This window comes from Hyphobacterium indicum, from assembly GCF_003129605.1.
Classification (GTDB): domain Bacteria; phylum Pseudomonadota; class Alphaproteobacteria; order Caulobacterales; family Maricaulaceae; genus Hyphobacterium; species Hyphobacterium indicum.
Genome location: NZ_QBDX01000004.1, coordinates 146,503 through 159,420, shown reverse-complemented (window position 1 = coordinate 159,420; position 12,918 = coordinate 146,503). Strand labels below are relative to the sequence as shown.

The 12,918-nt window shown below is 62.0% G+C and carries 15 protein-coding genes; 12 read left to right on the top strand and 3 right to left on the bottom strand.

The window, feature by feature from the left end; translation table 11 throughout:
- The first annotated feature begins 85 nt into the window (after positions 1 to 85).
- Positions 86 to 1,864, top strand: a complete 1,779-nt coding sequence (locus DBR16_RS08735) for an acyl-CoA dehydrogenase (protein WP_109260885.1) — start codon at positions 86 to 88, stop codon at positions 1,862 to 1,864.
- On the opposite strand, the gene DBR16_RS08730 is transcribed toward DBR16_RS08735, so the two are convergent.
- On the bottom strand, positions 1,861 to 2,238 hold the full coding sequence (locus DBR16_RS08730) for a DUF4870 family protein (protein WP_109260884.1): 378 nt from the start codon (positions 2,236 to 2,238) through the stop codon (positions 1,861 to 1,863). The two genes, DBR16_RS08735 and DBR16_RS08730, sit on opposite strands and share 4 nt — an antisense overlap.
- 102 nt (positions 2,239 to 2,340) lie before the next feature.
- Here DBR16_RS08730 and DBR16_RS08725 point away from each other — a divergent pair, with 102 nt between their 5' ends.
- From DBR16_RS08725 to DBR16_RS08675, 11 genes are all read left to right on the top strand, one after another.
- Entirely contained in the window at positions 2,341 to 2,568 is a 228-nt protein-coding gene (locus DBR16_RS08725) for a hypothetical protein (protein WP_109260883.1), read from the top strand.
- Entirely contained in the window at positions 2,565 to 2,885 is a 321-nt protein-coding gene (locus tag DBR16_RS08720) for a YbjQ family protein (protein WP_109260882.1), read from the top strand. Before DBR16_RS08725 ends, DBR16_RS08720 begins: the two co-directional genes overlap by 4 nt.
- Entirely contained in the window at positions 2,882 to 3,670 is a 789-nt protein-coding gene (lepB, locus tag DBR16_RS08715) for a signal peptidase I (RefSeq protein ID WP_109260881.1), read from the top strand. Before DBR16_RS08720 ends, lepB begins: the two co-directional genes overlap by 4 nt.
- 16 nt (positions 3,671 to 3,686) lie before the next feature.
- Positions 3,687 to 4,559: an SDR family oxidoreductase gene (locus DBR16_RS08710; protein ID WP_109260880.1), complete on the top strand. Its 873-nt coding sequence runs from the start codon at positions 3,687 to 3,689 to the stop codon at positions 4,557 to 4,559.
- A 136-nt stretch (positions 4,560 to 4,695) separates the two neighbouring features.
- Entirely contained in the window at positions 4,696 to 5,100 is a 405-nt protein-coding gene (locus DBR16_RS08705; protein ID WP_109260879.1) for an SET domain-containing protein, read from the top strand.
- A gap of 39 nt (positions 5,101 to 5,139) precedes the next feature.
- Entirely contained in the window at positions 5,140 to 6,102 is a 963-nt protein-coding gene (locus tag DBR16_RS08700; protein ID WP_109260878.1) for a histone deacetylase family protein, read from the top strand.
- Between the two features lie 20 nt (positions 6,103 to 6,122).
- Positions 6,123 to 6,716 carry a histidine phosphatase family protein gene (locus DBR16_RS08695; protein WP_109260877.1) on the top strand — a complete coding sequence of 198 codons (594 nt, stop codon included), beginning with the start codon at positions 6,123 to 6,125 and terminating at the stop codon, positions 6,714 to 6,716.
- 64 nt (positions 6,717 to 6,780) lie between these two features.
- Complete coding sequence (locus DBR16_RS08690) at positions 6,781 to 7,026, top strand: exodeoxyribonuclease VII small subunit (protein WP_109260876.1); 246 nt, start codon at positions 6,781 to 6,783, stop codon at positions 7,024 to 7,026.
- Positions 7,026 to 7,913, top strand: coding sequence for a polyprenyl synthetase family protein (locus DBR16_RS08685; RefSeq protein ID WP_109260875.1), 888 nt, complete (start codon positions 7,026 to 7,028; stop codon positions 7,911 to 7,913). Before DBR16_RS08690 ends, DBR16_RS08685 begins: the two co-directional genes overlap by 1 nt.
- A gap of 20 nt (positions 7,914 to 7,933) precedes the next feature.
- A complete protein-coding gene (gene dxs, locus DBR16_RS08680) occupies positions 7,934 to 9,850 on the top strand; it encodes a 1-deoxy-D-xylulose-5-phosphate synthase (RefSeq protein WP_109260874.1) in 1,917 nt (638 codons plus the stop codon).
- Positions 9,851 to 9,854: 4 nt separating this feature from the next.
- The gene (locus DBR16_RS08675; protein WP_233347694.1) at positions 9,855 to 10,589 is read left to right on the top strand and encodes a TlyA family RNA methyltransferase; all 735 of its coding nucleotides are present in this window, start codon (positions 9,855 to 9,857) and stop codon (positions 10,587 to 10,589) included.
- Between the two features lie 12 nt (positions 10,590 to 10,601).
- Here DBR16_RS08675 and DBR16_RS08670 read toward each other — a convergent pair whose 3' ends face one another.
- Together DBR16_RS08670 and DBR16_RS08665 are read right to left on the bottom strand one after the other, a co-directional pair.
- Positions 10,602 to 11,351: a hypothetical protein gene (locus DBR16_RS08670; RefSeq protein WP_125184542.1), complete on the bottom strand. Its 750-nt coding sequence runs from the start codon at positions 11,349 to 11,351 to the stop codon at positions 10,602 to 10,604.
- A gap of 131 nt (positions 11,352 to 11,482) precedes the next feature.
- Positions 11,483 to 12,814 (bottom strand): hypothetical protein, encoded by a 1,332-nt coding sequence (locus tag DBR16_RS08665; RefSeq protein ID WP_109260871.1) that lies wholly within the window; start codon positions 12,812 to 12,814, stop codon positions 11,483 to 11,485.
- Positions 12,815 to 12,918: the final 104 nt, after the last annotated feature.

The window sequence follows — 12,918 nt, the reverse complement described above, 5'->3', positions numbered from 1 at the left end:
CTAGTGTGTTTTGCCGCATCTCCAAACAGTCGACGCGGCGTTTTCCCGCGTTATCTTGTCACAAGTAATAGCTGAGGGACCGGCCATGTATCGCGCACCAATTGACGACATACGCTTCGCGCTCGAGGAAATCGCCGTCATGGACGGTCTGAAAGCGACGGGCGCATTTCCCGAACTGTCCTCCGATCTGACGGCCGCCATTCTGGAAGAGGCGGGCAAGTTTTCCGGTGATGTGCTGGCACCGCTCAACCGGTCCGGTGATCTGGAAGGATGCACGCTCGCGGACGGCAAGGTGACAACGCCCGAGGGTATCAAGGAGGCCTATGCCAAATTCGTCGAAGGCGGCTGGCAAGGACTGCAGTTTCCGGCCGAGGTGGGAGGCATGGGCCTGCCGCGGGTTCTGGGTGCCGCCGTCATGGAGACGCTGCAATCGGCGAATATGGCGTTCAGCCTTGGCCCGATGCTGACCTTCGGGGCGATCGAGGCCCTGATTGCCAAAGGCTCCGACGAACAGAAGGCGATGTATCTGCCCAAGCTGATGACCGGAGAGTGGTCGGCCTCCATGCAGCTGACCGAGCCACAGGCCGGTTCGGATGTCGGCGCGCTGCGGACCAAGGCGGAACCCAATGGCGATGGCAGCTGGTCGATCACCGGACAGAAAATCTACATCACCTGGGGCGAGCATGATTGCGCGGAAAACATCATCCACGCGGTTCTGGCGCGCACGCCGGACGGGCCGCCGGGAACCAAGGGCATCTCGCTTTTCCTGATCCCGAAATTCCTGGTGAATGCGGACGGCTCTCTTGGTGAACGCAACGGGATTCACGCCATCGGGCTGGAGCACAAGCTGGGCATTCATGGCAGCCCGACCTGCGTGATGGAAATGGCCGGGGCCAAAGGCTGGCTGATCGGCGAGGAATTCGGCGGCATGGCGGCCATGTTCATCATGATGAATGCCGCGCGGCTGGCCGTGGGCGTGCAGGGCGTCGGGATTGCCGAGCGTGCCTATCAGCAGGCGCTGGCTTATGCGCGCGACCGCAAGCAGGGCCGCGCGCCGGGTGTCGAGTCCGAACCGCCGCATGCCATCATTCACCACCCCGATGTGCGTCAGATGCTGACCACAATGAAGGCGAAAATCGAGGCCGCACGGGCCATTTGCTATAATTGCGCCGTCTCGGCCGATGAAGCCGAGTTCGAGCCCGAAGCGGAAGATCGCGCCTATTCCAGGCGCCGCGAGGAGTTGCTGACCCCGATTGCCAAGGCCTGGGCGACCGATGTCGGCGTCGAAGTCGCGTCTCTGGGAATACAGATTCATGGCGGCATGGGCTTTATCGAGGAGACAGGTGCCGCCCAGCATTATCGCGATGCCCGGATTGCGCCGATCTATGAAGGCACGAACGGCATCCAGGCCATGGATCTCATTGGCCGGAAGCTGGCCATGGACGGGGGTGCGCCGATGCGCGAATTGCTGGATGATATCCGGCAGACGGTGGAAGACTGCGCCACCTCGTCCAACCCTGAATTGTCGAAACTGGCCAAACGCCTTGGCCCGGCGGCAGACGCGCTGGAAGCGGCGGCGAAATGGGCGACGGCCGCCAGACGGGACCGCGCCGATATTCTGGCTGGCGCTACGGCTTTCCTGAAGCTGGCCGGTGATGTGACTGGTGGATGGTTGTTGTGCGTCGGAGCGGTTTCAGCGCAGCGACGGTTGAAAAACGCCGAAGGTGATCCGGCCTTTGCGGAAGGAAAGATATTGCTGGCCCGGCATTTTGCCGAAACCGTTCTGAGCACGGCCCCGGCGGCTCTTGCCGGCATCCAGGCCGGTGCTTCACTGCTTGCAGATGAGGCCGCTTTGGGAGGCTAGACCCAGAAGGTCTCGGGATCCGGATTGGGCCGTCCGTCGACCAGACGGATCAGGCCGACAATGGCCCGGACAATCACCCAGAGCGACCAGAGCACCCAGATCAGAACGGCGACCGGTAAAAGGATGACCGAAATGGCGCAGACCACGGATATGACCAGCAGGACCGCCGCATAGACCAGCGTCCGGATCTGGAATTCATAGTGTGTGCCGATCCATTCCGGCGCGTTGTCCTTGCGGAACCAGGCAATAATGACGGCAATGATCATGGTCAGTACATTGGCCGGACCGACCAGAAACAGGACATAGCCGATGGCGGCCATCAGGCGATCATCGGATCCGCTGGTGGCGGTGGGTTGGGGAGTGACGTTCTTCATCTGCACCTCAATCCGGCTTTGAGCCTTTAAAGGCTTGTTTTGGTTGCCGGTGCAACGCACCATGAAAGTATGGCCAGAAAAGGTCAGACAGGGAAAATGTCAATGCAGCGCCTTCAGACCCGTTTACGTGTCGGCTATGGCCTTGTTTTCGGGGGCGTGATCGCCTTGGGCATTGCGATTGCGGTGGCAAGTCTGTCGGACTGGATGCTCGCCTTTCCCTGGTCGATATTGTGGGTCATTCTTGCCATGATCCCGTCGGCAGGTATTGCGCTGGTCTTCCTGACTGCGGTCGAGGAACGCACCGGCTCGCAAAGAAAGCCCCCGCAATGACCCTACCTGTCACAATGGCTCACGAAATCCCGGGGCGTGAAGTTGCCGAGATCCTCGGCATATGCCGGGGCAGTGTTGTAAAGGCCCGGTTTTTTGTCCGCGATATTTTCGCTTCGATCCGCAATCTTCTGGGCGGTGAAGTCAATGAATATTCCGAATTGCTGGAAGAATCGCGCGAGGAAGCCTTCACGCGGATGATGAAAAGTGCGCAAGAAATGGGTGCGGACGCGGTGATCGGCTTCCGTTTTTCGACATCCGCCATTATGGAAGGGTCATCGGAAATCCTCGCCTACGGCACAGCAGTAAAGCTCAAATGATGTCGACAATAAAAAGGCTGGCCGGAAATGCGGCCGGTGAAGTCATGGATACAATTCGTTTTTTTGCCGGTGTGGCAGGGGTGTGGCTGACCATCATCACCTTCCTGTTTGCGCCATTCCATATTCCGTCGGAGAGCATGCAGCCTTCGCTGGAAGTGGGTGACCGGGTGCTGGTGTCGAAATGGGCCTATGGCTATTCGCGGCATTCGCTGCCGCTGGGCCTGGGCTATTATCTGCCGGAGAGCTGGGACTTCCAGGTGTTTGCGCGAGACCCGGAGCGCGGGGATGTCGTCGTCTTCCGGACGCCGGCGACGCGCCGCAACCTGATCAAGCGGATCATCGGCCTGCCCGGCGATGTGATCATGGTCCAGAACGGCCGGCTCTATATCAATGGCGAGATGGTCGAGCGCGAGCCCGTCGGCGAACGCTCCTATATCGAGCATCGGGGCGGCCAGGTGGTGTCGGTCGATGCCTATCTGGAAACGCTGCCCAACGGCGTTGTCCACTATATCTATGAACGCTCGGACTCCTATCCGCTCGACAATGCCGGTCCCTTCCGTGTGCCCGAAGGGCATGTCTTCGCGATGGGCGATAATCGGGACAGCTCGACCGACAGCCGCGTCGCACCGAACCCGCAATATCCGCAGGCCGGCGGCCCCGGCTATATCGACCTGACAGAAGTCGTCGGCCGCGCCGAAACGGTGATGTTCACGCTCAATCGCTGCCGCCGCGAGGACGGGCTGTATTGTCCGACCGGCCGGGTCTGGCGCGGATTGCATTACTGAAACCGGGGAGGGCGCCATGTCGCTTGAAGGAAAGACGATTTTCATTACCGGCGCGAGCCGGGGCATTGGTCTGGCGATTGCTGAACGCTGCGCGCGCGACGGTGCCAATATCGTCGTGGCGGCCAAGACGGCGGACCCTCATCCGAAGCTGGAAGGCACGATCTACACCGCTGCAGAGGCGATCGAGAAGGCAGGCGGCAAGGCCCTGCCGCTGGTGGTTGATATCCGCGACGAGGCGAATGTCGAGGACGCCGTGGCCAAGACGGTTGATCATTTTGGCGGTATAGATGCGGTGATCAACAATGCATCGGCCATCTTTCCGCGATCGACAGCCGAGACACCGGTCAAGCGCTGGGATCTGATGCATCAGGTCAATGCGCGCGGCACATTCCTGGTCACGCAGAAATGCCTGCCGCATCTGGAAAAGTCCGAAAATCCGCACATCCTGGCCCTGTCACCGCCGCTGGACATGGATCCGAAATGGTTTGCGCCGCATGTCGCCTATACCAGTGCGAAATATGGCATGAGCCTGTGCATTCTGGGATGGTCCGGCGAGTTCAGGGGCAAGATTGCCGCCAATGCGATCTGGCCGCGCACGGCAGTCGCCACCGCGGCCATCGCCAATGTGCTGGCCGGAGAGGAGGCTTTCCGGAATTGCCGCAAGCCGGAGATACTGGCCGACACCGCCTATCACGTGCTGAACAAGCCGGCAGCCAGCTTCACCGGTAACTTCCTGATTGATGACAGCTTTCTGGTGTCGGAAGGCGTAATCGATCTCGACCAGTACTCGGTGTCGCCAGGCGAGGAATTGCTGCCCGATTTCTTCGTGCCGGAAAACCCGCCTGCGCCCGAAGGCGTCAGGATCATGAATGTGTCGCTGACCCATTAGGCCGTCAGATAAAAAGTGACTTGCGTTTTGCGTAAAATTCCCATCATGGAGTTTTAGAGCGTCGCACTCTGCGAATCCTGTTGTTCGCTTTGTCCAACCGGCCTGTCGACGCAGGCCTATTTGGCGTTTCTGACCCATGCTGCTCATTGATACATTTGCCGGGCCGAGCCTCATCGAGGGGGTCGGTGTTTTTGCTGCGGAGCCTGTCCGGAAGGGCAGCCATGTCTGGACTCTCGACCTGTCCATCGACCGTATCGTCACGCCCGAGGAGCTTGACCGGGCCAGCCCGGTCTATCAGCGCTTTATCGAGCGCTATGCCTATTTCGATGCCGGGCTTGGCGGCTATCTGCTCGACGGGGACCATTCCCGCTTTCTCAATCACAGCGATGATGCGGCGATCGAGTTCCGCGCTGATGGCGACGGTTATGCCCGGCGGGATATCCGCAAGGGTGAGGAACTGACCTGTAACTACAGTGAGTTCATGCCCAGCCTGGTGATCCTGCCCTCACGGGTGAAGGATTTTCAGGGCTCGCGGACCTGACGGCTTTCCGCCAGCGTGCGCGCGGGCTAGATCGGGGGTATGAAAACCGTCATCCTGACCTCCGACGCGGGTTTCGATCACCGCGTTCCGCCACCCCATATTGAAACCCCGGCGCGCCTGCGCGGCGTCCTCGATGCCATGGCGGACACACCGTCCCTTTCAGGCATGGAGCGGATACAGGCCCGACCCGCGACGCGCGAGGAAGTCGGGCGCATGCATACATCCGCGCATCTGGATGCCGTGTTCAATGGCGAGCCGGCAAGCCATGAAGCTTTTCACGGCTTTGATTTCGATACCTATATGTGCCGGGGATCGCTGAATGCGGCGCTCCGAGGAGCCGGAGCCGCGGTGCAGGCGGTTGACATGATCATGGCCGGCGAGGCCGAGGCCGCTTTTTGCGCCACGCGTCCACCGGGCCATCACGCCGAGCGCAACCGGCCCATGGGCTTTTGCCTGTTCAACAATATCGGTGTCGCGGCCATGCATGCGCTGGATCATTACGGATTATCCCGTGTCGCCATCATCGATATCGATGTGCACCACGGGAACGGATCGCAGGATCTGGCGGAAAGCGAGCCGCGCGTAATGTTCGCCTCCATTCATGAGTCGCCACTCTATCCCGGCACCGGCATGGAAGACGAGACCGGGCTGAACGGCAATGTCGTCAATGTCACGGTGGCCGCCGGCTGTGGCGGAGACGCATGGCTGGCGCGGCTTGAAACTGACCTGTTGCCCAGAGTCGAGGCGTTTGCGCCGGAATTTGTTTTCGTATCAGCCGGTTTTGACGGGCACCGGGCCGATCCGCTCGGCGGCCTGCTGCTCGACGAGGGCGATTATATCCGGGCGGCGGAGCGGCTGTGTGATCTGGCGCGCAAGTCGGCATCATCGCGGCTTGTGTGTTGCCTTGAGGGCGGTTACGACATCGGAGCGCTGGGCCGTTCGGCTGCGGCATTCACCGAGACACTGTCGAGGGGCCAGGGGAGCCATTCGGCAGTCCTTTAACGCCCCGCTCAACGGATTTCATGGCTGACACATCCTCCCATGATTTGCCGCCTCCCGGCTCCATAACCATTGCCCGTCATGGCCAGCCTGATGCCGACCGCACAGTGCGGATTGACTGGGAAGGGTATGAGCACTGGTGGAAAGGCTATGATGCGGCCGGGCTGGCGCCGGGACAGTCGCCTCCGGATATGCTGAAAAAGGCTGCCGAAGATGCTGCTGTTGTGTTCAGCAGTTCCCTTCCACGGGCTATCGAGACGGCGCAGGCGGCCGCGCCGGGACGGCGGCTGGTGATCGACCCCGATTTTGTCGAAGCACCGCTGCCGCCACCGCAAATGATCGGCACGCTGAAACCGGGAACCTGGGGCGTCTATGCCCGGATTTTCTGGTGGCTGGGGGCCTCGCGCGGGCTGGAAACACGGCGTGAGGCCGAGTTGCGCGCGGAGCGGGCCGCCGACAAGCTGGTCATCGCTGCCGAGCGCGGACCGGTTGTCTTGTGCGCGCATGGCTGGTTCAACCGGATGCTGAGGCCCGCTCTTCGCCGCCGCGGCTGGAAATGTGTGCAGGATGGCGGCGACACCTACTGGTCGTACCGGCGTTATGAACGCATTCGCTAGTCCGGCGCTGATTGCGGCGGGATAACCATCTGCCTATTGTGAAGACCGAAACCGGGAGGACGATGTGTCCGACGAACAGACCCCAATCGAGACGATGAGCTTTGAAGCGGCTCTGGCGGAGCTTGAAGGCATCGTCCAGCAGCTTGAATCCGGTGATGTCGAACTGGAAAAATCGATCGCCATTTATGAGCGCGGCGCGGCGCTGAAGGCGCATTGCGAAACCAAGCTGCGGGAAGCCGAACTGAAAGTCGAGAAAATCGTTCTGGATGATAACGGGCGGATCAGCACGGAAGATGCCGGTCTGGCCTGATGGACGATTTTCGCGCCCTTCTGGCGGAGACCGCTGATCGCGTCACGGTGGCGATGGATGCCCTGTTGCCGCGCGCCAACGGGCCGGAAACCGCCCTCCTGTCCGCCATGCGCTATGCCGCACTGGGTCCGGGCAAGCGCCTGCGGCCCTTCATCACAATTGAAGCCGGCCGGATTGTCGGGGCCGATGAACGCGGCCTGCTCCGCGTGGCGACGGCCATTGAATGCATCCACGCCTATTCGCTGATCCATGACGATCTGCCGTGCATGGACGATGATGATGTTCGGCGCGGCCGTCCGACGGTTCACAAGGAATATGACGAGGCGACGGCGGTGCTGGCGGGCGATGCCCTGCAGACATTTGCCTTTGAAATCCTGGCGAGCCCGGAAACCGATGCCAGTTCGGCCCGGCGGATCGAGCTGATTGCCCGTCTGGCGGCGGCGTCGGGTGCCCGCGGCATGGTTGGCGGGCAGATGATCGATATGAGGGCTGACCGTGCCGATGCCGATATCAACATCATTACCCGCATGCAGCGGATGAAGACCGGCGCGCTGATCGCGTTTTCGGCGGAAGCTGGGGCCATCCTCGCGGGGGCCGGAGCAGACGTCCGGCGGGCGCTGGAAGGTTATGCGCATGATATCGGTCTTGCGTTCCAGATCAGAGATGATTTGCTGGACGCCGAAGGCAATGCCGCCGAAACCGGAAAAGCGGTGGGCAAGGACGATCATCATGGCAAGGCCACTTTTGTGACGATTCTTGGCCTTGATGGTGCGCGAGACCGGGCGCGTCGTCTTGCCGCGCAAGCCAAGGATCACCTTGAACCCTTCGGTGAAAGTGCGAACCTTCTGCGACGGGCCGCCGATTATGTGCTTGAACGGCGCTCCTGATTAACTGAAAGCGAAAGCTTATGGCCTCTGACACTCCGACCCTCGATCTCGTATCCTCACCTGCCGACATGAAGGATATGGATATTGCCAGCCTCAGATCGCTGGCAGACGAGTTGCGGAAGGAGACCATTGATGCCGTTTCCACAACGGGCGGGCATCTGGGGGCCGGTCTGGGGGTGGTGGAACTTACCGTCGCCCTGCATCATGTTTTCGATACGCCGGACGATATCCTGATCTGGGATGTCGGCCATCAATGCTATCCGCACAAAATCCTCACTGGCCGCCGGGACCGCATCCGCACCCTGCGGCAGGGCGGCGGGCTGTCCGGATTCACCAAGCGCTCGGAAAGCGAATACGACCCGTTCGGCGCGGCGCATGCCTCGACCTCGATTTCCGCGGCGCTGGGCTTTGCGGTCGCGCGTGATCTGAAGGCTGAAGACACCAATGTCATTGCCGTGATCGGTGACGGGGCGATGTCGGCGGGCATGGCCTATGAGGCCATGAACAATGCCGGGGCCATGGCCAAGCGTATGGTGGTCATCCTCAATGACAATGACATGTCCATCGCGCCGCCGGTCGGGGCGATGAGCCATTATTTTGCCAATCTGGTCTCGTCGCGCGGCTACCGGTCCTTCCGCAAGGTGGGCAAGGCGGTCGCCAAGGCGGTCGGCCTCGAGAAGACGATCCGCAAGGCCGAGGAATATGCCCATGGCATGGCCGTCGGCGGAACGCTGTTCGAGGAGATGGGCTTTTACTATGTCGGCCCGATCGACGGGCATGACCTCGACGCGCTGACCCAGGTCCTGAAGAATGTGAAGAGCTTCGACCGCGGACCGGTGCTGGTCCATGTGGTCACCCAGAAAGGCAAGGGCTATGCGCCTGCCGAGGCCTCCGATGACAAGTATCACGGCGTGGCCAAATTCAATGTCGTCACCGGTGAGCAGAAGAAATCCAGCGGCGGGCCGCCCGGATATACGAAAGTGTTCGCCCGGTCGCTGATCCGCGAGGCGGAGCGCGATGACCGGATCTGCGCCATTACCGCTGCCATGCCTGGCGGAACCGGGCTGGACCTGTTCGGCGAAGCCTTTCCGGACCGGACATTCGATGTCGGCATTGCCGAACAGCATGCGGTGACGTTTGCCGGCGGGCTGGCGGCAGCCGGCATGAAACCCTTTGCCGCAATCTATTCGACCTTCCTTCAGCGCGGCTATGACCAGGTCGTCCACGATATCGCCATCCAGAAGCTGCCGGTCCGCTTTGCCATTGACCGCGCGGGCCTGGTCGGAGCCGACGGGGCCACTCATGCCGGGGCATTCGATATCGGGTATCTGGGCGCGCTGCCGGGCTTTGTGCTGATGGCGGCTTCCGATGAGGCCGAGCTGGCGCGCATGGTCGCGACATCGGTTGCCATTGATGACGGACCGAGCGGATTCCGTTATCCGCGGGGCGCGGGCATCGGCATTGATATTCCCGAATTGCCGGAACCGCTGGAAATCGGCAAGGGCCGGATTGTCCGGGAAGGCAGCCGCATCGCCATTCTCTCGCTCGGCGGGCGTCTGCAGGAATCGCTGAAAGCCGCAGATGATCTCGCCGCGCGGGGCTTGTCTGCCACCGTCGCCGATGCCCGGTTCGCCAAGCCGCTGGACGAGGCGTTGATCCTGCGCCTGGCCCGCGAGCATGAAGTTCTGATCACGATCGAGGAAGGCGCGCGCGGCGGCTTCGGGGCGTTTGTCCTGCACATGCTGGCCGAACGCGGAGCGCTGGATGCCGGTCTCAAGATCCGCACGATGACGCTGCCGGATATCTTCCAGGACCAGGACACGCCAGAGGCCATGTATGCGGCGGCGGGGCTGACGGCGCCGCATATCGTCAGCTGTGTGCTCGACGCGCTGGGCCGTGATGAGGAAGCCGCCGCGGTGATCGGCGCTGCCCAGTAAGCCGGTGAGCAAGGCCCGTCTGGACGTCTATCTGGCCGAAAGCGGTCAATTCGAAAGCCGGGCGCGGGCCCGCGCCGCCATTGAGGGCGGCAAGGTCCGGGTTGATGGCAAGACAGTCCTGAAAGCATCCTTTCCGGTTTCCGAAGGGGCCTGTGTCGAGGCCGAAGACCTCCACCCTTATGTCAGCCGCGCGGCCCTGAAGCTGAAGGGCGCGCTGGATGTTTTCGATGTGGATGTGGCGGGAAAGACCTGCCTTGATATTGGCGCTTCGACCGGCGGTTTCATTGAGGTCCTGCTTGAGGCGGGTGCGCGTCATGTTACCGGCGTTGATGTCGGGACCGGCCAGCTTCACCCGGCATTGAAATCGGATTCGCGGGTGACGTCGCTGGAGCGACAAGATGCCCGCGACCTGGTGCTGGCCGACCTGCCATGTGCGCCGGACATCATCACCTGTGATGCCAGCTTCATCGGGCTCGCCAAAGTGATCGAGCGGCCATTATCGCTGGCGGCCGGGCAATGCGATCTGATCGCCCTGTTCAAGCCGCAATTCGAAGTTGGCCGGAGCCATGTCGGCAAGGGTGGCCTTGTCAAGGACAACGCCGCCCTGCGGGCGGCGCTGGAACGGTTCCGGATATGGCTGAATGGCCGGGAGGGATTCGAAATCCGCGGTGTGACAGACAGTCCTGTGACGGGCGGGGACGGAAACCGTGAATTCCTCGTCCACGCCCGCAAGGGGTAAGGTCAGAGCGCTCTATTGCGCCGGACGCCAGATGCCGTCCACGCCCTGGCACATATAGACGTCATTAGCCGTGATGGTGCCATACTGGTTCTGGCTGCGCGTTGTCATCCAGCGGCAATTGCCATTCTGGGGCACTCCGGCCTGGTAAACGCGGCCTGAAGTGACCGGTGCGCCGGCCAGACCTTCATTCCCGTACTGGGTCGTGCTGCCATAATAGGGGTCGGCGGCATATCCGTCATTGGCATAGCCATCCTGATAGTAGCCGTCCTGGTAATAGCCATCATCGGCATAACCGGAATTGTTATAGCCGGAATTATTGTAGCGATTGTCGTAATACGGATCCTGATAGCCGCCATTATTGCCATAATAGCCGGTCTGGCGGTTATCATATCCCGGCGCGCAAGGCTGTCCGCCTGCAACGCCCGCGCCAACAAGGGCACCGACGCCGGCACCGGCAACAACGGCGAGGTCATTGCTGTGCCGCTCATTCTGGCGATAGCGGCCATAGCCGCGATGCCGGCCATAGCCACGATGGCCCCGGTAGCCGCGGCCGCGATAGCTGTCGCGGTCATCAAATTCGTCCTCGATCTCGGCGCCAAGAACGCCGCCGAGAATGGCACCGACCACGGCGCCGGCGACCTGCCGGCCCTGACGATTGGATTCGCACTCATGGTAGGACTGATTGCGGGTCTGGGCCTCAGCCGCCGGGATGAGCGCCATCACTGAAGCGGCGGAAACGAGCAATGTACGAAAACCAGTCATGTTAGAACCTCCGTTCCTGACGCCAGTTCGTCCGGCGTCCTGATCAAAACCTATGCCAATCGTGATGAGCCTGACATGAACAAAAAACCGGCTCCTGTTCAGGAACCGGTTTCTTGCACAATTTGTGTGACTTACTGGTAGCTGGCGACTTGCCAGCGGCCATAGGCATCCTGGCACATGCGGACTTCGTCGATGACGAAGCTGCCATCCGGCATGTAGATCTCCGCATCACCCCAGCGGCAGCGGCGATTGCCGACCGTGTAGTAGTCGCGCGCATAAACCACGCCGCGGACGCCGGAATACGGATTGTGCCAGTAATACGGGCTGTTGTGGGTGAAGGCGTAGCCAACCGCATAGTGCAGCTGACCCCGGTCGCAGGAATTCAGCGCCGAGCCAACGCCTGCCCCGAAGAAGCCGCCGATCACCGCACCGGCTGCACCATCATCCGCGACAGCAGCGCCGAACAGCGCGCCCAGAATGGCACCGGCCAGAACCTGGTCGCCATTCGCGCGGCAACCGCGATCATAATAATTGTAGGTGTAGCGGTTGTGGCCGGCATCATAATAGCGGGCATGATAGCGCCAGCTGGCCCGCGCCGGACGATGATAGCTGCTGTAATAGCGCCGGGCATCGATCCGGCCATTCACATAACCACGGCGGTAGGAGCCACGGGAATCGCGGAAGGTGTGACCGCCGCGATAGCCGCCATGCCGGTTGATCCGTGCACCACGTCCGTCGTGTATCCCGCGGCGATAGGCATCGCCCCGGCCATAGCGTTGATCCCGAATACCCGAGCGGGTCCCGGTCCGGCCATCGCGCCAGCCGTCCCGATAGGCGTCACCGCGCCCGCCGCGTGTTCCGCGATAGACATCGGTCCGGCTTCCACGGCCACCTCGATAGCCATCATTACGGCCGCCGCGTCCTCCGCGATAGCCGGTATCCCGGCCGCCTCCACTGCCGCGATAACCATCGCCGCGTCCACCCCGGCCGCCGCGATAGCCATCACCCCGGCCGCCGCGGCCCCCGCGAAATCCGTCATCATTTCCGCCCCGGCCACCGCCAGCGCCCCTGCCGCCGCGATCGCCTCTACCCGGCGGGGTGGCGGTTCGCATGCCGCCGGATTCGTTGGGCAATACTGCTCCGCCAGCGCGCGGTCCGCGACCGCCACGGGCGGCGCCGTCTGAACCGCCACGGCCACCCCGGGCCCCTTCGCCTCTGCCGCCGCGCCCGCCACGGGCACCATCGCCGCCGCCGCGTCCACCGCGGGCGCCGTCACCCCGGCCACCCCGCCGCCCGTCATTCTGGGCGATCGTGATTTCCTGCGAAGCGTTGAGGGACGCGCCCAGGAGCGGTGCGTCGGTCTGTTGTACAAAAGCGTCCGCGGCCGGAGCCTCAATGGACGCCGCCATCGCAAGGGCCAGAGCCGTTGCAGCCGTCAGCGAAGTCAGTCTGATTGTGAGCATGGATTGCTTCTCCTTTCGGATAAGCCGCACAGGGGCGACCCATTGCCACAAGGTTAACGAATCCGTCATGACGCTAACATGAACGTCTGGTTCAGGTTGGCCGG

Excerpts from the sequence above, each read along its gene's own strand:
- DBR16_RS08735 (WP_109260885.1), top strand. The coding sequence starts at position 86 with ATGTATCGCGCACCAATTGACGACATACGCTTCGCGCTCGAGGAAATC.
- DBR16_RS08730 (WP_109260884.1), bottom strand. The coding sequence starts at position 2,238 with ATGAAGAACGTCACTCCCCAACCCACCGCCACCAGCGGATCCGATGAT.
- DBR16_RS08725 (WP_109260883.1), top strand. The coding sequence starts at position 2,341 with ATGCAGCGCCTTCAGACCCGTTTACGTGTCGGCTATGGCCTTGTTTTC.
- DBR16_RS08720 (WP_109260882.1), top strand. The coding sequence starts at position 2,565 with ATGACCCTACCTGTCACAATGGCTCACGAAATCCCGGGGCGTGAAGTT.
- lepB (WP_109260881.1), top strand. The coding sequence starts at position 2,882 with ATGATGTCGACAATAAAAAGGCTGGCCGGAAATGCGGCCGGTGAAGTC.
- DBR16_RS08710 (WP_109260880.1), top strand. The coding sequence starts at position 3,687 with ATGTCGCTTGAAGGAAAGACGATTTTCATTACCGGCGCGAGCCGGGGC.
- DBR16_RS08705 (WP_109260879.1), top strand. The coding sequence starts at position 4,696 with ATGCTGCTCATTGATACATTTGCCGGGCCGAGCCTCATCGAGGGGGTC.
- DBR16_RS08700 (WP_109260878.1), top strand. The coding sequence starts at position 5,140 with ATGAAAACCGTCATCCTGACCTCCGACGCGGGTTTCGATCACCGCGTT.
- DBR16_RS08695 (WP_109260877.1), top strand. The coding sequence starts at position 6,123 with ATGGCTGACACATCCTCCCATGATTTGCCGCCTCCCGGCTCCATAACC.
- DBR16_RS08685 (WP_109260875.1), top strand. The coding sequence starts at position 7,026 with ATGGACGATTTTCGCGCCCTTCTGGCGGAGACCGCTGATCGCGTCACG.
- dxs (WP_109260874.1), top strand. The coding sequence starts at position 7,934 with ATGGCCTCTGACACTCCGACCCTCGATCTCGTATCCTCACCTGCCGAC.
- DBR16_RS08670 (WP_125184542.1), bottom strand. The coding sequence starts at position 11,351 with ATGACTGGTTTTCGTACATTGCTCGTTTCCGCCGCTTCAGTGATGGCG.
- DBR16_RS08665 (WP_109260871.1), bottom strand. The coding sequence starts at position 12,814 with ATGCTCACAATCAGACTGACTTCGCTGACGGCTGCAACGGCTCTGGCC.